The organism is Methylobacterium indicum (genome assembly GCF_017347565.1).
GTDB classification, from domain to species: domain Bacteria; phylum Pseudomonadota; class Alphaproteobacteria; order Rhizobiales; family Beijerinckiaceae; genus Methylobacterium; species Methylobacterium indicum.
This window is the reverse complement of sequence record NZ_AP024145.1, coordinates 5,687,437-5,707,684: the sequence shown is the minus strand read 5'-3', so window position 1 is coordinate 5,707,684 and position 20,248 is coordinate 5,687,437. Positions and strand designations below refer to the sequence as shown.

Sequence of the window (20,248 nt, the reverse complement as noted above, 5' to 3'; positions counted from 1 at the left end):
GGCTTCAGCTCCGCGAATGGACGGTCAGCCGGGCTCTCGATTCGTCGGAGATGGACCGACCTCGCGGGCGGCCTCCAGGGATCGCTGGCTGCGAAAATCGACGGCCACGACTCGAACGGCCGTGCGGGTACTCGGACCGCGCGACCGCCGTCAGAGAACGATCCGCATCAGGACCGTGACCACCACCGACGCCGCCGCGGCGATGCCGAGGGCCAGCGGGCTGTCGATCGTGCGATAGCGCGAGATGTCCTCGACCGGGGCCGCGGCCCGGGATGCGGGGAGCGGGCGGGCCTCGTTCTTCAATAGAGTCAGGGCGGGGTGCCCGGTCACGCTCGCGCTGGTCACGGCCGTCGTCATCGCGGTTTCTCCTCGTGGACGGCCACCATGATGACCGGGCCAGGGGAGGGGGCCTTGATCCAGCGCAAGCGCCCTCACCCGGGACCGGTGATCTCGCGGGCGGGCGCGGGCGGCCCGCCTCAGCGCAGCGTCAGGATGTCGGCGAACACTTCGTCCCAGGCGGCCCCGTCCATCGCCACGAGGCCGAGGCTGCGCAGGAAGAACGCGCCCTCCGCGGCGAAGAAGGCGGTGCGGGCGCGGCGCTCGGCATCGCAGGTCGGGTCGAACTTCGCGATCCAGCTGGCATACCAGTCGCGGACGCGCTGCAGATGCGCGGGGGATTGCAGCAGCGTCACCAGCATTCCGACCATCCGGGTCTGGGTCGCCTCGTCGATCCGGCCGGCCGCCGCGATGTAGTGGCGGGTCTGCGCCAGGGTGTCGGCCCCCGGCGGCAGGCTCTCGGCGAGTTCGGCATCCATCGCCGTCATCCAGCGCTCGACCAAAGCCGCCACCAGATCGTCCTTGGTGCCGAAGCAGTATTGCAGGCCGCCCTTGGTGATGCCCGAGGCCTTGGCGACCGCCTCGAAGGTCAGGGCCGTGGCGCCCTCGCGCAGCACGATCGCCTCGGCGGCCTCCAAAACCTTGTCCCGGTCGATCGTCCGCGGACGTCCCATCCCTCACCCCCTTTTCAATCCATACGTATGGAATTAAACGCGAGCCTCGTACAGCGCAACCGACCGGAGGCCAGATGCCGTCCCCGCGCCGAACTCCTCGGCTCCTACCGTTCGCCGCTTTGTTCTGCCTGTCCGCGGCCGCCTGCAAGCCCGCGGGCGACGACCATGCGACGGCCGCCGCGGCTCCGGCGCCGGAGGTCGCGGTGGTGCGCGCCGAGGCCGCGAGCGTGCCGCGCCTCGTCGACCTGCCGGGACGACTCGTCCCGACCCGCGTCGCCGAGGTCAGGGCCCAGGTCGCCGGCATCATCCAGGAGCGGACCTTCGCGGAGGGAAGTCTCGTGCGGAAGGGCGACGTGCTGTTTCGCATCGACCCGGCGGTCTACCGGGCCGAGGTCGACGCGAAGACCGCCGCCCTCGACCGAGCCGAGGCGACCCGGATCCAGGCCTTGCGCCAATCCGAGCGCACCGGGACGCTTTTGGAGAAGCAGGCCGCCAGCACGGCTCAAGCCGACATCGCCACCGCGACCCTGCGGCAGGCCGAGGCCGACGTGGCGAGCGCCCGGGCCCAGCTCGCCCGCGCCCGGATCGACCTCGATTTCGCCACCGTGCGGGCCCCGATCTCCGGCCGCATCGGCCGGGCGCTGGTCACCGAGGGCGCTCTCGTCAGCCAGAGCGAGGCGACGAAGCTGGCGCTGATCCAGCAGGTCGACCCGATCTTCGCCGACTTCAACGCCGCGGCCTCCGAGGCCGGCCTCCTCGCCGAGCGGGCGGCCGGCGGGGACGGCCCGGAGGTGCGGCTCCTGATGCCCGACGGGTCGCTCCACGGCGATGCCGGACGGCTCGTCTTCACCGATGTCGGCGTCGATCCCGGCACCGGGCAGGTCTCCCTGCGGGCGACCTTCCCGAACCCTCACGTCGCGCTCCTGCCGGGCACCTACGTCCGGGTGCGGCTGGCACTCGGCCTACGGCCCGGGGCGGTGGTGGTGCCGGCCCAGGCGATCCAGCGCTCGAGCGCCGGCGTGGCCCAGGTCTTCGTCGTCGGCGCCGAGCGGACGGCGACCCTGCGGCCGGTGCGCGTCGGTGCCCTCACCGATGCCGGCTGGATCGTCGAGGAGGGCCTGCGGCCGGCCGAGACCGTGATCGTCGAGGGCTTCCAGAGGATCCAGCCCGGCCTGGCGGTGAACCCGCTGCCCTGGCGCAGTGCCCGCAGCGCCGCCGCGAAGCCCTGACGGAGAGGACGACCGGCCATGACGCGCTTCTTCATCACGCGCCCGATCTTCGCCTGGGCGATCTCGATCTTCATCATGCTGGTGGGCGCGATCGCGATCGTCTTCCTGCCGGTCTCGCAGTACCCGGACGTCGCCCCGGTCACGATCCAGGTGACGGCGACCTTTCCGGGCGCCCCGCCCGAGCGGCTCTACGACGGCGTCACCCGGATCGTCGAGGAGGAGCTGAACGGCATCCCGGGGCTGATGTACTTCGAATCGACCAGCGACACCTCGGGCCAGGCCCAGATCATGGCCTCCTTCGCGCCGGGCTCGGACCCGTCCAAGGCGACCGTCGCGGTGCAGAACCGGATCAAGCGGGTCGAGGCGCGGCTGCCCCGTGCCGTGACCCAGCAGGGCGTGATCGTCGAGGAGGCGAGCACCAGCTTCCTGCAATTCGTCGTGGTGACCTCCCGCGACGGCAGCTTGAGCGAGAGCGACCTCGGCGACCTCGCGGCGCGGCGCCTGCTCGGCGAGTTGCGCCGGGTGCCGGGGGTCGGGCGCGCCACCCTGTTCTCGTCCGAGAAGGCCCTGCGGATCTGGATCGATCCGGCCAAGCTCGTCGGCTTCAACCTGACGCCCGGGGACGTGACGGCGGCGGTGGGGGCGCAGAATGCGCAAGTCGCCTCCGGCCTCGTCGGCGCCCAGCCGGCCCGGGACGACCAGCGCATCGCCGCGAGCGTGCTGGTGAAGGGCCAGCTCACCGACGTCGCCGAGTTCGAGGAGATCGTGCTGCGGGCCAACCCGGACGGCTCGCTGGTGCGCCTGCGCGACGTCGCCGAGGTACGCCTCGGCGCCCAGTCCTACGCGATGCAGACGCGCCAGGACGGCCGCCCGGCCGCCGGCATCGGCATCCAGCTCGCGCCCGGCGGCAACGCGCTCGCGGCCGCCACCGGCGTCAAGGCGAAGATCGCCCAGCTCCAGCGCACGCTGCCGGCGAATGTCAGCGTCACCGTGCCCTACGACACCACGCCCTTCGTCGAGGTCTCGATCCGGAAGGTCCTGATGACGCTCGCCGAGGCGATGGCGCTCGTCTTCGCGGTGATGTTCCTGTTTCTGCAAAATCTCCGCTACACCCTGATCCCGACGATCGTGGTGCCGGTGGCGCTCGCCGGCACCTGCGGCGCGCTGCTGGCGGCCGGTTTCTCGATCAACGTGCTCACCATGTTCGGCATGGTGCTGGCCATCGGCATCCTGGTCGACGACGCGATCGTGGTGGTCGAGAACGTCGAGCGGATCATGGCCGAGGAGGGGCTGGCGCCGAAGGACGCCACCGCCAAGGCGATGGGCCAGATCACCGGGGCGATCGTCGGCATCACCGCGGTCCTCGTCGCGGTGTTCGTGCCGCTCGCCTTCTTCCCCGGCTCGGTCGGGGTAATCTACCGCCAGTTCGCCGTCAGCATGGCGACCTCGATCGCGTTCTCGGCCTTCCTGGCATTGTCGCTAACGCCCGCGCTCTGCGCCACGCTGCTGAAGCCCGTCGCTCCCGGGCACGGGGGCACGGGCTTCTTCGGCTGGTTCAACCGGCGCTTCCGGGCCGGGACGCGCGCCTACCGGGCCGGCGTCGCCGGGATGCTGCGGCGGCCGATCCGGTCGCTCCTCGTCTACGCCGCCCTCGTCGCGGCCCTGGGCTGGGGCTACGCCCGGATGCCGTCGAGCTTCCTGCCGATCGAGGACCAGGGCTACGTCATCGTCGACGCGCAGACTCCGCCGGAATCCGCCACCGCCCGCACCCGAGACGTGGTCGAGCGGATCGAGGCGCATTTCGGCGCCGAGCCGGCGGTGGCGGGGCGCACCACGCTCCTCGGCTTCGGCTTCTCGGGCCAGGGCCAGAACGCCGCCATCGCCTTCGTGACGCTCACGGACTGGGCCGAGCGCGGCCCGGGCGACGGCGCCGAGGCGGTGAGCGCGCGGGCGAACGCCGCGCTGGGCGGCCTGCCCGACGCCATCGCCATGTCGCTGTCGCCGCCGGCGATCGAGGCGCTCGGCAATTCGAGCGGCTTTTCCTTCCGCCTCCAGGACAAGGCACAGCAGGGCTACGCCGCCCTCGCCGCCGCCCGCGACCAGCTCCTGGCCGCGGCGAGCCGGAGCCCGGTCCTGGCCGGAACCTACGTCGAGGGCCTGCCGACCGCCCCGCAGATCGAGCTCGTCCTCGACCGGCAGAAGGCGAGCGCGCTGGGCGTCACCTTCGCGGACATCAACGACGCGCTCTCGACGAGCCTCGGCTCGGCCTATGTGAACGACTTCCCCAATCAGGCCCGGATGCAGCGGGTGATCGTGCAGGCCGAGGCCTCGGCCCGGATGAAGGCGGAGGACCTGCTCGACCTCTTCGTGCGCAACGCCGCCGGCCAGATGGTGCCGCTGCGCTCCTTCGCCCGGGTCTCCTGGACCATGGGGCCGTCGCAGGTCGTCGGCTTCAACGGCTATCCGAGCATCAAGATCTCGGGCAGCGCCGCGCCCGGATACGCCAGCGGCGACGCCATGGCCGAGATGGAGCGCCTGGCCGCCCAGCTGCCCCCGGGCTTCGACTACGCCTGGACCGGGCAATCGCTGCAGGAGAAGCTGTCGGGCTCGCAGGCGGTCTACCTGCTGGCGCTCGCCCTGTTCTGCGTCTTCCTGTGCCTCGCGGCGCTCTACGAGAGCTGGTCGATCCCGCTCGCCGTGCTGCTCGTCGTGCCGACCGGCGTGGTCGGGGCCGTCTTCGCCATGCTGGCGCGGGACATGCCGAACGACGTCTATTTCAAGGTCGGGCTGATCACGGTGATCGGCCTCACCGCCAAGAACGCGATCCTGATCATCGAGGTGGCGAAGGAACTCACGGCCCGGGGGCGTCCCTTGCGCGAGGCGGCACTCGAGGCCTGCGCGCTGCGCTTCCGGCCGATCGTGATGACCTCCTTCGCCTTCATCCTCGGCGTGGTGCCGCTCGCTGTCGCCACGGGGGCCAGCATGAACAGCCAGCGGGCGATCGGCACCGGCGTGCTCGGCGGGATGATCACCGCGACGGTGCTGGCGGTGTTCGCGACGCCGCTCTTCTACGTGCTGGTCGCGTCCGCCCTCCGGCGGCGGGACGACGCGGCCCCGCGACCCGATCGGGCGGAAGCGGGTCGGACGGAGGCCGCGGCCGCGGAGCGGTGACGGCGAGCCGAGATCGTCGGCACGAACGGGTCATCGAGGAGCGCGACCGGACGGTCCGGTCGCGCCCGGCACCGCCTACATGCCCCGCTTCGGGGTGGCTTGCAGGAAATCCTGGATCTGCTGCTTGTAGAACCGGGCGAATCCCGTGGTCCCGTGGCCGCTGGTCTCGGTGCTGGCCGGGATGAGGTACAGGCGCCCGTTCTTCAGGCGCTTCATCTCGCGCTCCATGATCCCGGTCTCGGGCGGGTTGCGCTCGTCGTCGGCGGAATTGATCGCCAGGACGGCCGCGTCGATCTTTTCGAGACCCGGGGAGGGATTGTAGCCGCGCGACGAGTCCCACTGGTAGATGTAGTCGTTGGCATCGGCGTTGAACGGCGCGGCCAAGCGCGCGTCCACGAGCTTGTCGGCCGACTCGCCCGTCGGCCCCTGCTTCTGCAGGGCCAGCGTGCCGCCGCTGGTCGCGAGCGCGAAGAAGACGTTCGCGACCCGCAACGCGGGCGGCTGGGCCGTGTACTCGCCGCCGGCATAGGTCGGGTCGCGCCGGATGGTCTCGGTCAGGAGCCGGCGCAGCATCCAGTTGCGGCTTCCCATCTCGCTCGGCTGCGACGCCATCGGGATCAGGGCGTCCATGAACCCGGGATGCGCCACGCCCAGCACCCAGGCATGCATGCCGCCCATCGAGTTGCCGATGACGAGCCGGACGTGCTTGAGGCCGAGATGCTCGGTGAGCAGCCGATACTGCGCCTCGGCCATGTCGTCGTAGTTGTACTTCGGGAATTTCGCCTTCAACCCGTCCGACGGCTTGGACGACTTGCCGTGGCCGATCGCGTCCGGAAGGACGATGTAATACTTGCTGGCGTCGAGCGGCTGACCGGCACCGAACAGCTCGCCGGCAAAGCCGGGCGTCAGCATGCTGGCCGCGGAACCGGTCGTGCCGTGCAGGACGACCACCGGTTCGCCCTTCGGATCTCCCACGGTGGTGTAGTGCAGCCGCAGCTCCGGCAGGACGTCGCCGGTATGGAACTTGAAGTCCTTGACCGTCCAGTCGCCCTCCCGGGGCGCCGGGTAGTCGGCGGCCACCGCCGCGAGAGCGATCAGCGACAGGGCCGCGCCCGCCGCGGCGGTCCGCAGCAGGGTCATGACGCGCATTCCGGTATCCTCCCGAGCATCGTTTTCTTATGCGTCCGGCCCGTCTTGTCTGTCCGGCCAAGCCAGTATCGCGCCCGCGGCGGGCGCGGGCAACCGCCGCGGCGGGGGCGGACGTCCTGTACGGAGAATCGCGACAGCGCTCCCCTCGCGCCGTCGATCCGACGCCGCAGTGGTCCGATGGGTTCGCGCTGGCCGGCCTCCTGACGCATCCTGCGTCCCGCCGGGGCCTGTCGCCCCGGCGCGGCCTCGCGCACCGATCAGCGCTGCCCGTCCCACTTGGCGATGGCGTCCTTCTCGAGCCCGCCGACCCGGGCATGCGGGCGTCCGCCGGTGGTCATGGCGAGCGCGAACAGGATCTCGTCGGTCCGGGGGCCGTCCGCCACCGCCACGGTGATCCCGTCGAAATGGGAGCGGACATAGGCCGCGTCCTTGTGGTGGATCGGCACGTCGAGGCTGGCGCCCATGCCGCCGACCTTGGTCATCGACGGCACGATGGCGAGAGCCTGGCCGAGCAACTCGCGCATCGCGTAGCCGCCGGGGACGTGCCAGAGCGCGCCGTGCTCCAGTTCGCCGGACGCGCCCACGAGCGAGCCCTTGCCGTAGGCCTCGATCCGGCCGGGATCGCCGCCGAGCGCGTCGAGGAGCTTGCGGGCGCATTCGACGCCGAGCGGCTTCAGGGCGTCCATCATGGGGGTGATCTCGGCCTCGTAGCGGCCGGCGAAGGGGTTCCTCACCAGGCAGGCGACGGAGCCCTTGAGGATCGGGGCGTCGAGCGCCGGCCCGCCGTCGTGACGGACCTCCTCGACGGTGACGACGATCTTGCGGACCTCGATCATGGGCGAATCTCCCTTGAGTCGTGAAGGACGATGGATCGGCCCTGCAGCATCAGGGCGGCGGAACGGATCAGGCCGGCGGCGCGCATCGCGGCGGCCCGGCTTCGGCCGGCCTCCAGGGCGGCGGCGATCTCGTCCGGCGACAAAGCCGGCACCGCGACGGTGACGAGACGCGGCCCGAGGTCGGAATCGGGGTCGAGATCGGTCGCCGGCGCCCGCTCGACGCCCGGATGCCCGGGCAGGTCGACGGCGTTGGCGATCAGCGTCGCCGCGGCATCCGCCGTGGCGGCGTCGCGGGCGAGCACGGTCACCGAATCGGCGAGCCCGAGGGAGAACGAGCGGCCCTGCCGCCCCGAGGTGGCGATGCCGCCGATCCCGTCCTGGTGGCGCAAGGTCACCCGGCCGTTCACCGCGGGCACCGGGCCGCGGGAGAAATCCGCGGCGACGCCGATCGCCAGGGTCTCGCCCTCGGTGAGGTGGAGCGCGATGTCGCCACCGTCGTTGACGAAGGCCTTGTCGAGGGGCGCGGCCTCGCACATCGCCGCGAGGATCTCGTCGGCGACGGCGCCCGCCACCGCGGCCATCGGGGTGACGAACTCCTTGTGCGGGCGGCACGCCGCGACCATCCGGCGGGCGATCCTGCCCTCGACCCGCGGCCGCCCGCTCATGGGTTTGCGCAACTCCGGCAACTCGCCGACGAGCTCGCCCAGGACCGTCGCGAAGCGCGCGACGGCGGCCCGGTGCGCCTCGGCCACCGCGGCGTCGGCCCCGAAGCCGCGCAGCACCAGGTCGATCGGGCCGTGCTGCAGGTGCAGCCGCCCATCCGCCAGGAGCTGGTGCGCCGGCCCGTCCATGCGCTCAGCCGAGCCGGGCGAGGAGGCGGACGAGGTCCGCCGCCTCGTCGGGGGAGAGGGGATCGAGGGTGCGGGCCGTCACCTCGGCGCCGCGGCTCTTCATCGCCTCGATCACCCCGACACCCTCGTGGGTGAGCGCCAGCACCACCAGGCGGGCGTCGGATTCGTCCGCCTTCGGCTGCACGAAGCCGCGGGCGGCGAGGCGGCGGGCGACGCCGAACATCGTCGCCGGATCGACCCCGACATGGCGCCCGACCTGGTTCTGCGAGGTCGGCCCGAGGTCGTGGAGCTTGCACAGCACGGCGTATTGCACCGGCGTGACGCCGAAGTCGCGCATCACCGTCTCGAAGATCGCGGAGGCGCGCTGGTGCGCCCGCCGGATCAGGTAGCCGATCTGGTCCTCGACCCGGTAGAGGCGGACCGCCTCGGCGTCGATCTCGGGCGGCGTCTCGCGCCGCTGGGGAGCGGTCATGCGACCTCCGCGGCGGGCCAGGGATGGTCGGGATTCCACGGGTCGATCCGGGCTTCCGGCCCGACCTCGCGCAGGACGTCCGTCATCGCCACCACGTCGCCGTCATGGCCGCCGAGCCGGGCATAGAGGTCGCGCGGCAGGGTGAACTCGATCGGGGCGACGATCGCGGGCGTCGGTACCGCGCCGAAGGCGTTCCTCGGCAGCCGCGTCACGTCGGCCATCACCGTGATGCCGCCGCCGGGCCAGACCGTGACCGGCGCGCCGCCCATCGTCACCCGCGTCTCGCCGGCGGCGACCGAGCGGGTGAGCAGCACCGGATTCTCGGTGACCCCGGCCCGCAGGGACCCGCCGGCCCCGGCCATGAACAGGACCGTGCAGAGCGAGGGCTCGCAATTCTCGCCGATCCGGTCGACCACCTGGCGGACGGGGGCCGGCATCTCGGCCGGCACGGGCTTCAAATCGTCGTCGAGGACGAGCCAGAGGGCGTGCTCGCCGGTGGTCGAGGTCATCAGGAGCCGCAGGCCCGGCCAGGCGGTGGCGGGGTCGATCGCCTGGATGATCCCGAGCGGATCGGCGATGTCGGTCCCGCCCCAGCCGATGCCGGGATTCGCCACCTGGAAGTAGCGCCCCGGCGTCGAGCGGCGGCCCTTCACCCGGATGCCGGCCGGGCGCATCCCCAGCACCTTGCCGGCCTGGTGCTCGGTCAGCACGCCGGTGATGTGGTCGTCGACGACGATCACCTCGTCGGCGTGGCCGAGCCACTGCCGGGCGAAGATGCCGACCGTCGCCGAGCCGCAGCCGACCCGCATGCGTTGTTCCGGCACGCCGTCGACGATCGGGGCACGGCCGGCCTGGACGACGACCTCGTGGCCGCCCTCGATCGTCATCGTGACGGCATCGCCGGAGCAGAGGCGGAGTAGCGTGTCGCAGGTGACGGTGCCTTCCTTCTTCGAGCCGCCGGTGAGGTGGCGCACGCCGCCGACCGACAGCATCTGCGAGCCGTATTCGGCGGTGGTGACGTGGCCGACCTCCTCGCCGTTGACGCGAATGGCGGCGCGCTCGGGACCGAGATGGCGGTCGGTGTCGATCTTCACCTTCACGCCGCAATAGCTGAAGATGCCCTCGGTCACGACCGTGACGGTCTCGACGCCGTCATGCTCGCTCGCCACGATGAAGGGGGCGGGCTTGTAGTCCGGGTAGGTGGTCCCGGCGCCGATGCCGGTGACGAAGGTGCGCGAGGGATCGAGCACGCGTCCGTCCCATTCCGCCGCCCCGAACGGCACCAGCTTCCGGCCTGATTCCGCCGCATCGTGCAGCAGCACGACCGGATCGGTGCGCACGAGGTGGCCGTTCTCGTTGGCGTAGCGCGAGCAGGCGCCCGAGCGGCCGGGGCGGATGCGGCACAGGACCGGGCAGGCATCGCAGCGCACGATGCCGTCGGCCTCCGCCGCGCCGAATTTCTTGGAGCGGGCTTCCGTGGAGAGGGTGTCGGCGCTCATGATCGGCTCTCCCTCGGGTCGTTCGCCGCGTCGTCACGGTAATAGCCCCGGCGCAGGTCGCGGGCGACGAGGGCGGGGTCGCGGGTCTCAGGATTGCCGTAGCCGCCGCCCCCCGGCGTCATCACCTCGACCCGGTCGCCGGCTTTGATGGCGATGTTCTGGTCCTTGGAGAGGTGGAGCGGGACGATCGTCTCCCCGTCGCGGTGGATGCGCACCACGTTCGGCGCCCCGTCGCCACCGCCGAGCACGCCCGGCGGGCCGAACCGGCCGTGATCCATCACGAAGGAGGCCCGGGCCTCGCCGCGCAGCAATTCCACCTCGTAATGCACGCCGAAGCCGCCGCGATGGGCGCCGGCTCCCCCGGAGCCTTCGCGCAACGCGAAGCGGCGGAAGAGGACGGGGTAGTATTGCTCCATCACCTCGACCGGCGCGGTCTTCGAGATGCCGATGGTCGAGCAGCCGTTGGACAGCCCGTCATGGGCGGCGTTGCCGCCATAGCCGCCGCCGGTGATCTGGTACATCACGTAAGAGGCATTCTTCGCCGGATCGAAGCCGCCCAGCGCGAAGTTGCCGGAAGTGCCGGCGGGCGCCGCCGTGACACGCTCGGGGATCGCCTGGACGAGGGCGAGGAACACCGCCTCCGCGATGCGCTGGCTCACCTCCGCGGCGCAGCCCGAGACGGGTTTCGGATAGCGCGCATCGAGGAAGGTGCCCTCGGGCCGATGGATCGTCAGCGGCTCGAAGGTGCCGGCATTGATCGGCACGTCCGGGAAGACGTGCTTCACCGCGAGGTAGACCGAGGAATAGGTCGTCGCCACCACCGAGTTCATCGGGCCGCGGCAGGGCGGCGAGGAGCCCGAGAAATTGAAGGTCAGACCGTCGCCGGCCTTGGTCATCGTGAGCGCGATGCGGAGCGGTTCGTTCACCACGCCGTCGGAATCGACGAAGGCCTCCGAGGTATAGGTGCCGTCCGGGATCTGGCGGATCTCGGCCCGCATCCGCTCGGCCGAACGGGCGCGGATCTCTCTGATTGCCGCGTCCAGGGTCTCGGGCCCGTACTTCGCCAGGAGGTCGGAGAGCCGGCTCTCACCCACCATCAGCGCTGCGGCTTGCGCCTTGATGTCGCCGATGCGCTGATCGGCGACGCGAATGTTGGACGCGATGATCGAAAAGATCTCCTGGTCCATCGTGCCGCGCTTGAACAGCTTGACCGGCGGCAGGCGCAGGCCCTCCTGCTCGACCTCCGTGGCGTGGGCCGAGAACCCGCCCGGCACCATGCCGCCGATATCGGGCCAATGGCCGGTATTCTGCAACCAGCAGAAGAGTTTGCCCTCGACGAAGACGGGCTTCACGAACCGCACGTCCATCAGGTGCGTGCCGCCGAGATAGGGGTCGTTGACGATGTAGATGTCGCCGGGTTCCGGCGCCCCGACCCGTCCCTCGCGGATCAGCCGGATCAGCTCCCCGGTCGAATACTGCATCGTGCCGACGAAGACCGGCAGGCCGTACTCCCCTTGTGAGATCAGCGCGCCGGTGTCGCGGTCGTAGATCCCGTCCGAGCGGTCGTCGGCCTCGGCGATGACCGGCGAGAAGGCCGAGCGCGAGAAGGCGATGTCCATCTCGTTGCAGACCTGCTGCAACCCGGCCTGGATCACCGCAAGGGTGAGGGCGTCGAGCTGGGTCATACCCGGATCCTCAGGTTGCCGATGGCGTCGACCCGCGCGGTGGCGCCGGGCTCGATCACGGTGGTGGCGTCGATCTGCTGGATGACGGCCGGCCCGGAAATCTCGGCCCCGAGCGGCAGGGCCTCGCGGGCATAGATCGCGGCCTCGTGCCAGGCGCCGCCGGCATAGACCGGGCGGGTGCCGAGACGTGCGCCCGCCAGATCGGTCCGGCCGGCCTCGTCGATCAGCGCCGCGAGAGGGAAGGGCCTGCGCCGCCCGATCACCGAGGTGACGAGGTTGACCACCACCGCCCGGATCTCCGGCAGCCGCACCTGGAAGCGGCGGAAGTAGGCCGCCTCGAACAGCTCTTGCAGCGTCGCGCGGTCGATCTCCGGGGAGGGCAGGGCGACGCGGATCAGGTGGGTCTGGCCGCGGAACTGCATGTCGGCACCGAAGGTGACCGTGGTCTCCTCGATCTCCGACTGCTCCTCGGCGACCATCGCCAGGGCCTCCGCCGCCTGCTCCTCGAGGATGCTGCGCAGATCCGCCATGTCGAGCCCGTCGAGGGGGCGGTTGAGGGTGCGCACCCGGTCCTGGCGCAGATCCGCAACGAGGCAGCCGAGCGCGTTGGTGAGGCCGGGGCGGGCCGGCACCAGCACCTCCGGGATGCCGAGTTCGCGGGCGAGCGCCACGGCGTGGAGCGGCCCGGCGCCGCCGAAGGCGAAGAGCACGAAGTCGCGCGGGTCGTAGCCGCGCGACAGCGACACCATGCGGATGGCCCCGGTCATGTGGACGTTGCCGAGGCGGATCACCGCTTCCGCCGCCGCCTCGACGCTCATGCCGAGCGGACCGGCGAGGTCGCGGGCGAAAGCCTCCCGGATCGCCTCGATCGAGATTCCGGCCCGTACGGCGGTGAGCCTTGCCGGATCGAGGCGGCCGAGCACCAGGTTGGCGTCGGTGATGGTCGGCCGCGTACCGCCGCGGCCGTAGCCGATCGGACCCGGCTCGGAGCCGGCGCTCTCGGGGCCGACCTGGAGCATCGCGGCCCGGTTGACGGAGGCGATCGAGCCGCCGCCGGCCCCGACCGTGTGGACGTCGACCATCGGCAGGTGGATCGGCAGCCCGTAATCGATGGTGAGCTCGGCCGAGACCTCGGGCACGCCGCCGGCGATCAGCGCCACGTCGGTCGAGGTGCCGCCCATGTCGTACGTGACGGCGTTGGTGAGCCCCGACTGGGCGAGGGTCGCGGCGGCGGCCATCACGCCCGAGGCCGGGCCCGACATCACTGTCTTGGCCGCGGCCTCGACCACCAGTCCCGCCGGCACGGTGCCGCCATTGCCGTTCATCACCAGCAGGTCGCGGGCGAAGCCTTGCGCCCGCAGCTCGTCCTGGAGGCGGCGGATGTAGCGGTCGAGGATCGGCTGCACGGCCGCGTTGACCGAGGCGGTGGTGCCGCGCTCGTATTCGCGGAACTCGGACAGGAGGGCGTGGCCGAGGGTGACGTAGGAATTCGGCCAGATCGCGCGGGCGATGGCACCGGCGCGCAGCTCGTGCTCCGGGTTGGCATAGGCGTGCAGGAAATGGATCACCAGGGCCTCGCAGCCCTCCGCCAGCAGATCGCGCACGGCTTGCGCCACCGCCGCCTCGTCGAGGGGCGTGCGCACCGCGCCGTCGGCCATCACGCGTTCGGGGACCTCGCGGCGCCACTCGCGCGGGATCAGCGGCTCGAAGGTGCCGAACAGCCCGTAGGGCTTGGGCCGGGTGCGGCGCCCGAGTTCGAGCACGTCGCGAAAGCCTTCGGTGGTGATGAGCCCGACCTTGGCGGTCTTGCGCTCCAGCACCGCGTTGGTGGTGGCGGTGGTGCCGTGGATGACGAGATCGAGAGCGGCGGGCGCCACCTCGGCGGCCCGGATCGCCGCCAGCACGCCCTCGGCCTGGTTGCGGACCGTCGTCGGCACCTTGGCGAGGCGCACCCGCACGCCCGAGGAATCCGCCTCCGTCAGGAGAAGGTCGGTGAAGGTGCCGCCGACATCGATGCCTGCCACGCGTCTCACGTCACACCTCGATCATTCGTCTACGAACGGTTTCGTTGGGGGCCGATGGGGGGCTGGCGCCGTTTCGACGCTCTACGCTTTGAAATCAGAACGCCTCTCCTCCCCCCTGTAGGGAGGAGCTGGAGGTGGGGGTGGTGCAGAAGGCACCGCTGAGGTCCATTCGGCACCACCCCCACCCCTGGCCCCTCCCCACAAGGGGGAGGGGAAAACCCGCGCCATACTCGGGCTTCTCGCTCCTCACACCGTCAGGTACGCCTCCCGCACCGCCTCGTCCGCCTCGAGCGCCGCCATCGTCCCCTCGAAATGGATCGCGCCCTTCTCGATCACGTAGGCCCGGTCCGAGACCGCACCGGCGAAGCTCAGGTTCTGCTCCGAGAGCAGCACCGCGATGCCCTCGCGCTTCATCCGGAGCACCGCATCCGCCATCTGCTCGACGATGACCGGGGCGAGGCCCTCCGACGGCTCGTCGAGCAGGACCGCATGGGGATTGCCCATCAGGGTGCGGGCGATGGTGAGCATCTGCTGCTCGCCGCCCGACATCGCGGCGGCGCGGCGCCCGCGCATCTCGGCGAGGTTGGGGAAGATCGAGAAGAGCTTCTCGGGCGTCCAGGCGGCGCGGCCATCCGCCGGCACCTTCCGGCCGACCTCCAGGTTCTCCATCACCGTGAGGTCGGTGAAGATGCGCCGCTCCTCCGGCACGTAGCCGAGGCCGCGGCGGGCGACGCGAAACGGCTCCCAGCCGGTGACCGCCCGGCCCTCGAACCACACCGTGCCGCCGGTCGGCGGCAGCACGCCCATGATCGCCTTGAGCGTCGTCGACTTGCCGGCGCCGTTGCGGCCCATCAGGGCCACGACCTCGCCGGGGCGAAGCCGCAGCGTCACGCCGAACAGCACCTGGGCCCGGCCATAGGCCGCCGTGAGGCCGGAGACGTCGAGAAGCGCGTTCATGCCACCGCCTTCCGGCGTGCGCGCATCGCCGCCTCGGTGCCGGCCTCGCCGAGATAGACCTGCTTGACCCGTGGGTTGGCCCGGATCTCCTCCGGCGTGCCGGCGGCGATGATCTCACCGCGCACCAGCACCAGCACCCGGTCGGCATGGGCGAAGACCGCCTCCATGTCGTGCTCGGTGTACAGAACCCCGATGCGATTGGTCCGCGCCACCTCGGCGGTCAGGGCCATCAGGCTCGATCGTTCCCGCGGCGCCATGCCGGCGGTGGGCTCGTCCATCAGAAGCAGTTTCGGGCGCGAGGCGAGGGCCACCGCGAGTTCGACCCGCTTCACGTCGCCATAGGCCAGTTCCGAGACCGGTCGCTCGGCGTCCGTCCGCATCCCGACCCCGGCGAGCAGGGACAACGCCTCGTCGCGGTAGAGGGCGCTGGCGTCCCGAAAGAGGCCGCGCGAGCGGCCGTGATGCGACAGGAGCGCCATCTGGACGTTCTCGGCCACCGTCATCGACACGAAGGTCTGGGCGACTTGGAAGGTGCGCCCGACCCCCGCCTTCCAGATCGCGCGGGCCGGCAGGCCGGCGATCGAGGCGCCGTCGAGGGTGATGGAGCCGGAATCGGGCTTCAGCTGCCCGCCCACCATGTTGAAGGTGGTCGACTTGCCCGCGCCGTTCGGGCCGATGATCGCCAGCATCTCGCCGGCTTGAAGCGTGAACGACACGTCCTTGGCGGCGGCGACGCCGCCGAAGCGCTTCGTCAGGCCCTCGACGACGAGGAGCGTCATGCCGAGGCCTCCACGGTTTTCGGCGTCGCGGCGCGCCGTCCCCGCAGCGCCTCGGCGGCCCCGGCGAGCCCGCGCGGGAAGGCCAGCACGGTGGCGATGATCGCGATGCCCAGGAGCAGGCGCCAGAACTCGGTGAGCGGCATCACCGCGTCCTTCAGCGCGTGGAAGAAGGCGGCGCCGACGAGCGGGCCCATCACGGTCTGGATGCCGCCGACCAGCACCATCACCAGGAAGTCGATCGAGAGCGGGATGCCGGTGAGCGTCGGGTCGATCGAGCCCTTCATGAAGGCATAGAGGCCCCCGGCGAGCCCGGCCGCGGCGCCGGCGAGCGTGAAGGCGAGCCAGCGATGGGTGCGCACGTCGAGCCCGATCGCCTCGGCCCGGGTGGCGGAATCGCGGGCCGCCCGCAAGGTGTAGCCGAAGGGCGCGTAGATCACCCGGCGCAAGAGGACGATCGCGGTGAGCGACAGGGCGGCGACGAGGTAGAAGTAGGTGCTGCGGCCCGACGCCCAGGAGGACGGCCAGACCCCGACGACGCCGTTGTCGCCCCCCGTCACCTCGACCCACTGGAAGCAGACCGCGTAGACGATCTGCCCGAAGGCGAGCGTCAGCATGGCGAGGTAGATGCCCGACAGCCGCACGATGAAGAAGCCGAACAGGGCCGCGCCGAGGCCGGCGGCAAGCGGCGCGGCGACGAGGGCCAGCTCCATCGGTGCCTTGAACGGCCCGGTGACGAGGAGCCCGGCCGCGTAGGCGCCGATCCCGAAATAGGCCGCGTGCCCGAACGACACCAGCCCGCCGACCCCGACCAGGAATTGCAGCGAGAAGGCGGCGAGCGCGAAGATCAGGATCTCGGTCGCGACCTTCACCTTGTAGGCGTCGCCGACGAGCGGAACGGCCAGCAGGGCGAGGATGGCGAGGCATGCCAGCGCGGTTTCGGCCGGGCGGAAGCGGCGCAAGGCGGGAATTCCCTCGGGCGGCATCACCCGGCCGGACGCCGCCTCCGGACGGCCGAACAGGCCCCAGGGCTTGACCACCAGCACCACCGCCATCAGGGCGAAGACGAGGACCAGGGTCACCTTCGGGAAGATCAGGATGCCGAAGGCCTGGAGCTGGCCGATGATCAGCGCCGCCACGAAGGCGCCCGGCACCGAGCCCATGCCGCCGATCACCGTGACCACGAAGGCGTCGGTGATGACCGAGAGGTCCATATGGGCGTTGGCCGGGATGCGCGGGATCTGGAGCGCGCCGCCGAGCCCCGCGAGGCTGGCGCCGAGAAACAGCGTCAGGGTGAAGAGCCGGGCCTGGTTGACGCCGAGCGCGCCGACCATCTCGCGGTCCTGGGTCGCGGCCCGGATCAGCACCCCGAAACGGGTGCGGTGCATGAGGAGCCAGAGGAGCCCCAGCACCAGGGGACCGACCGCGATCAGCACCAGTTCGTAGGCCGGGAAGCGCTGGCCTAAGATCTCGACGCCGTGGCGCAGCGAGGGCGCCCGGGGGCCGGCGATGTCGACCGGGCCCCAGACCTTCAGAACCAGATCCTCGACGATCAGCACGATGCCGAAGGTGGCGAGCAGCTGGAAGAGTTCCGGCACCCGGTAGATGCGGCGGAGCAGCAGGACCTCGACCGCGACGCCGATCAGCCCGACGAGGAGGGCCGAGAGCAGCACCCCGAGGAAGAACGCGGCCGGCGAATACGACAGGTCGAGGAGCCGCGGCACGATCGTGACCGCGATGTAGGCCCCCAGCATGTAGAACGAGCCGTGGGCGAAGTTCACGATCCGGGTGACGCCGAACACGATCGTCAGCCCGGAGGCGATGATGAACAGCGACGAGGCGCTCGCAAAGCCCGAGAGCGCCTGGATGACGAGGAAGGACGGGTCCATGGCCTTACGCTCCCGCGCGTTGTCGGGGGGTCAGGCCTTGCGGGCCGCCTTCACCTCGGCCTCGGGGAACATGTAGTTCGCCCCGTCGGCGTAGCGCACGTTCTTCATCGTGCCCTGGCGGCCGTTCAGCGCCGTCTCGCCGATCCAGGCGCCCAGTGTCGATTGATGGTCGAGGGCCCGCATCGTCACCGGGCCGGCGATGGTCTGGGAGGTCAGGCCTTCCAGCGCCGCGATCATCGCCTCGGTCTCGGTCGAGCCGGCCTTCTCCAGCATGTCGCGGATCATGCCGACGACGACGTAGCCCAAGAGCGAGCCCAGCCGCGGCGTGTCGGTGAACCGGGCCCGGTAGGCGGCCACGAACTCCTTGTGGCCGTTGGTATCGATCGTCTCCCACGGATAGCCGGTGGTGACCCAGCCCTCCGGCGTCTCGTCGCCGAGCGGGATCATATATTCCGGCTCGCCGGTGAGCAGGCTCGCCACCGTGCGCTTCTCGAACAGCCCGCGGGTGTTGCCCTCGCGCACGAAGGCGGTGAGGTCGGCCCCGAACAGCACGTTGAACAGCCCGTCGGCCTTCATCTGCGACAGGGCGCCGACGGTGGCGCCGGCATCGACCTTGCCGAGCGCCGGGAACTGCTCGCCCACCACCTCGAAGCCCGGCACGGCGGCGGCCATCAGCTTCTTGAAGTTGGCGGCGGCGGACTGGCCGTATTCGTAGTTCGGCGCCACGATCGCCCAGCGCTTGATCCCGCGGTCCTTGACCGCCTCCACCAGCATGCGGGTCTGCATGTAGGTGTTGGGCCGCACCCGGAACGTGTAGCGGTTGCCGCTGCCCATGGTGAGCGCGTCGGTGAGCGGCTCGGTGGCGAGGAAGAGCGCCTTGCGCTGGTTGGCGAAATCCGCCACCGCGAGCCCGACGTTGGACAGGAAGGTGCCGCACAGGAAGGCGACGTTCTCGCGGGTCAGCAATTCCTCGGCGACCCGGGTCGCATCGCCGGGGGTCGAGCCGTCGTCGCGAAACACGATCTCGATCGGTCGGCCGCCGAGCGCCTTGATGCCGCCCGCCTTGTTGACGGCATCCTGCGCGAGCTGCATGGCGTTGCGGTAGGGGACCGCGAAGGCGGCCATGCGGCCGTAGGAGTTCAATTCGCCGATGCGGATCGGCCCGGAGCCTGGTTGCCCTTGCGCGACCGCCCGGGAGGCGGCGAGGCCGAGCGGTGCCGCGGCGAGCCCGCCGAGCAGGGTGCGGCGGGACAGAGGGCGGAACGTCTCGTCGCGGGTCGACATCGGGGCGAACCTCCGGCGGATCCCGCCGCGACTTCGCGCGAGCGGGATACAAACTCGTTCGTAGACGAACGATACTGTGCCTGAGCCCGGAGGCAAGAGCCAATGCTGCAGAAAATCAGGGCGGCATCTGCCTTCGGCCTGAGCAGGGCGAAGGAGTTGCCCCCGCGCGGCAACGGCGCTTCGTCAGAAGCCGGCCTCGCGAGCGAGGCAGGCATCGAGGGCGCGCTCCCGCTCCGCCTCGATCATCGCGGCGGTCCAGGCTGCCTGCTCGATGCGGGCGGTCTCGGCGGCATCCTCGTCGCGTTCGTGGGTCGTCGCCATCCTGTCCTCCTCGTCCGGCGGTGTCGGCGGCGCCGACACAGGTTGATGAGAACAAAATAGGAACAAGCAGCAGGGCCGGCAAGCCGACGCGGCGGTGGAAAACGGGGACCTCGGAATACGGGGGACCTTGGGAAATCGGGGGACCTTGGCCGGTGCCCTGTGCGTTGCCGCCTCACGAGACCTCGGAAAAGGATACCGACCATGCGGACCACCCTCCTCGCCCTCGCCACGACCGTCGCGCTCACCGGTGCCGCTTTGGCGCAAACCGGCGTTCCTGGCTCGTCGGAGAACAACCTGAACAATCCCGCCAGCGTGAAGAGCAACGCCGAGAAGGGCATGCCCGAGCGCGACCTGACTACCGGCACCGTGGCGCCGGCCGCCCCGGGTACGATGGCGCCCGGCACGATGGCCCCCGGCGCCGCCCGCGCCGACGACCTGCCGAGCCACAGCGGCGGCAACGCTGCGGCCACGAGCCCGGCCAACCGGGCTCGCTGAGCCTCGATCCGACATCCGGGCCGGCTCCCCTGAGGGGCCGGCCCGTTCGCGGGTCGCGCGTCCTCGCGCCGATGCTGAGTGCCGCCGGGGCGTCGGGATACCCGTCAGGCCTTCGACACCGCGACCCTACCGTCGTCCGTCGCGACGAAGCGGATCCCGGCCGCCCGCAGGGCGGCCAGAGTCTTGATGCGGGAGCCGGCCTTGCGGGCCTCGGCTCCGTCCTCGATTGCGCGTACCGTCGAGAGCGACGGGCCGCTGGCGGCGGCGAGCTGCGCCATCGAGCCAGTCGAGCAGGCCGCGGGCCGCTCTCAGGTGAGGGCTTTCCCCTGCTCCAGGGCGTGCCGGACCTCACCATCGAGAGGGGGCTGACCTCGGCCAGAAACCCGTCCGAGGCGTCGATCGGGTATTTCATTCCGGCCCGGCCGAGATGGTGCCCGGCCGGGTCCCGGAGCGGGACGCCACCGATCCGGAAGCGGCGGATCTCCCCGTCGGCGGGCCGTTCGCTGGCCGTCCCCTGGAATCGGGTTTCCCGGGTGCGGACGCCCTTCGCCCGGTCGCGGAATGCCCCTCGCTCCGGCACGACCATCGTGAACGGATCGG

At 71.1% G+C, this 20,248-nt stretch carries 18 protein-coding genes; 3 read left to right on the top strand and 15 right to left on the bottom strand.

Features of this window, described 5'->3' with window-relative positions:
• Positions 1-150: 150 nt before the first annotated feature.
• Together miv_RS26490 and miv_RS26485 are read right to left on the bottom strand one after the other, a co-directional pair.
• Positions 151-357 (bottom strand): hypothetical protein, encoded by a 207-nt coding sequence (locus miv_RS26490; RefSeq protein WP_207179829.1) that lies wholly within the window; start codon positions 355-357, stop codon positions 151-153.
• Positions 358-476: 119 nt separating this feature from the next.
• Entirely contained in the window at positions 477-1,010 is a 534-nt protein-coding gene (locus miv_RS26485; RefSeq protein ID WP_207179826.1) for a TetR/AcrR family transcriptional regulator, read from the bottom strand.
• A gap of 74 nt (positions 1,011-1,084) precedes the next feature.
• On the opposite strand from miv_RS26485, the gene miv_RS26480 reads away from it, so the two are divergent.
• Entirely contained in the window at positions 1,085-2,239 is a 1,155-nt protein-coding gene (locus tag miv_RS26480) for an efflux RND transporter periplasmic adaptor subunit (protein WP_207179823.1), read from the top strand.
• Positions 2,240-2,257: 18 nt separating this feature from the next.
• Complete coding sequence (locus miv_RS26475) at positions 2,258-5,410, top strand: efflux RND transporter permease subunit (RefSeq protein ID WP_207179822.1); 3,153 nt, start codon at positions 2,258-2,260, stop codon at positions 5,408-5,410.
• Between the two features lie 75 nt (positions 5,411-5,485).
• Here miv_RS26475 and miv_RS26470 read toward each other — a convergent pair whose 3' ends face one another.
• The 12 genes from miv_RS26470 to miv_RS26415 all read right to left on the bottom strand — a co-directional run bounded on the left by miv_RS26470 (position 5,486) and on the right by miv_RS26415 (position 19,153).
• Positions 5,486-6,550: an alpha/beta fold hydrolase gene (locus miv_RS26470; protein ID WP_207183640.1), complete on the bottom strand. Its 1,065-nt coding sequence runs from the start codon at positions 6,548-6,550 to the stop codon at positions 5,486-5,488.
• A gap of 266 nt (positions 6,551-6,816) precedes the next feature.
• A complete protein-coding gene (locus miv_RS26465; protein WP_207179821.1) occupies positions 6,817-7,395 on the bottom strand; it encodes an amino acid synthesis family protein in 579 nt (192 codons plus the stop codon).
• Complete coding sequence (locus miv_RS26460) at positions 7,392-8,246, bottom strand: UPF0280 family protein (RefSeq protein WP_207179820.1); 855 nt, start codon at positions 8,244-8,246, stop codon at positions 7,392-7,394. The genes miv_RS26465 and miv_RS26460 overlap by 4 nt, the downstream gene beginning before the upstream one ends.
• A gap of 4 nt (positions 8,247-8,250) precedes the next feature.
• A complete protein-coding gene (locus miv_RS26455) occupies positions 8,251-8,718 on the bottom strand; it encodes a MarR family winged helix-turn-helix transcriptional regulator (RefSeq protein ID WP_207179819.1) in 468 nt (155 codons plus the stop codon).
• Positions 8,715-10,217 (bottom strand): 6-hydroxynicotinate reductase, encoded by a 1,503-nt coding sequence (locus miv_RS26450; protein WP_207179818.1) that lies wholly within the window; start codon positions 10,215-10,217, stop codon positions 8,715-8,717. Before miv_RS26450 ends, miv_RS26455 begins: the two co-directional genes overlap by 4 nt.
• Positions 10,214-11,902 carry a hydantoinase B/oxoprolinase family protein gene (locus miv_RS26445; RefSeq protein WP_207179817.1) on the bottom strand — a complete coding sequence of 563 codons (1,689 nt, stop codon included), beginning with the start codon at positions 11,900-11,902 and terminating at the stop codon, positions 10,214-10,216. The genes miv_RS26450 and miv_RS26445 overlap by 4 nt, the downstream gene beginning before the upstream one ends.
• A complete protein-coding gene (locus tag miv_RS26440) occupies positions 11,899-13,935 on the bottom strand; it encodes a hydantoinase/oxoprolinase family protein (protein WP_207179814.1) in 2,037 nt (678 codons plus the stop codon). The genes miv_RS26445 and miv_RS26440 overlap by 4 nt, the downstream gene beginning before the upstream one ends.
• 237 nt (positions 13,936-14,172) lie before the next feature.
• The gene (locus miv_RS26435) at positions 14,173-14,883 is read right to left on the bottom strand and encodes an ABC transporter ATP-binding protein (protein ID WP_058618348.1); all 711 of its coding nucleotides are present in this window, start codon (positions 14,881-14,883) and stop codon (positions 14,173-14,175) included.
• Positions 14,880-15,662, bottom strand: coding sequence for an ABC transporter ATP-binding protein (locus miv_RS26430; protein ID WP_207179812.1), 783 nt, complete (start codon positions 15,660-15,662; stop codon positions 14,880-14,882). The genes miv_RS26435 and miv_RS26430 overlap by 4 nt, the downstream gene beginning before the upstream one ends.
• Entirely contained in the window at positions 15,659-17,548 is a 1,890-nt protein-coding gene (locus miv_RS26425; protein WP_207179810.1) for an ABC transporter permease, read from the bottom strand. The genes miv_RS26430 and miv_RS26425 overlap by 4 nt, the downstream gene beginning before the upstream one ends.
• 30 nt (positions 17,549-17,578) lie before the next feature.
• Positions 17,579-18,832 (bottom strand): ABC transporter substrate-binding protein, encoded by a 1,254-nt coding sequence (locus tag miv_RS26420; RefSeq protein WP_207179807.1) that lies wholly within the window; start codon positions 18,830-18,832, stop codon positions 17,579-17,581.
• Between the two features lie 183 nt (positions 18,833-19,015).
• A complete protein-coding gene (locus tag miv_RS26415; protein ID WP_158004067.1) occupies positions 19,016-19,153 on the bottom strand; it encodes a hypothetical protein in 138 nt (45 codons plus the stop codon).
• A gap of 201 nt (positions 19,154-19,354) precedes the next feature.
• Between miv_RS26415 and miv_RS26410 the strand changes: the two genes are divergently transcribed.
• The gene (locus miv_RS26410; RefSeq protein ID WP_082711408.1) at positions 19,355-19,648 is read left to right on the top strand and encodes a hypothetical protein; all 294 of its coding nucleotides are present in this window, start codon (positions 19,355-19,357) and stop codon (positions 19,646-19,648) included.
• 104 nt (positions 19,649-19,752) lie between these two features.
• Here the strand turns inward: miv_RS26410 and miv_RS26405 are convergent, their stop codons facing one another.
• On the bottom strand, positions 19,753-19,926 hold the full coding sequence (locus tag miv_RS26405) for a hypothetical protein (protein WP_207179805.1): 174 nt from the start codon (positions 19,924-19,926) through the stop codon (positions 19,753-19,755).
• Between the last annotated feature and the right edge of the window lie 322 nt (positions 19,927-20,248).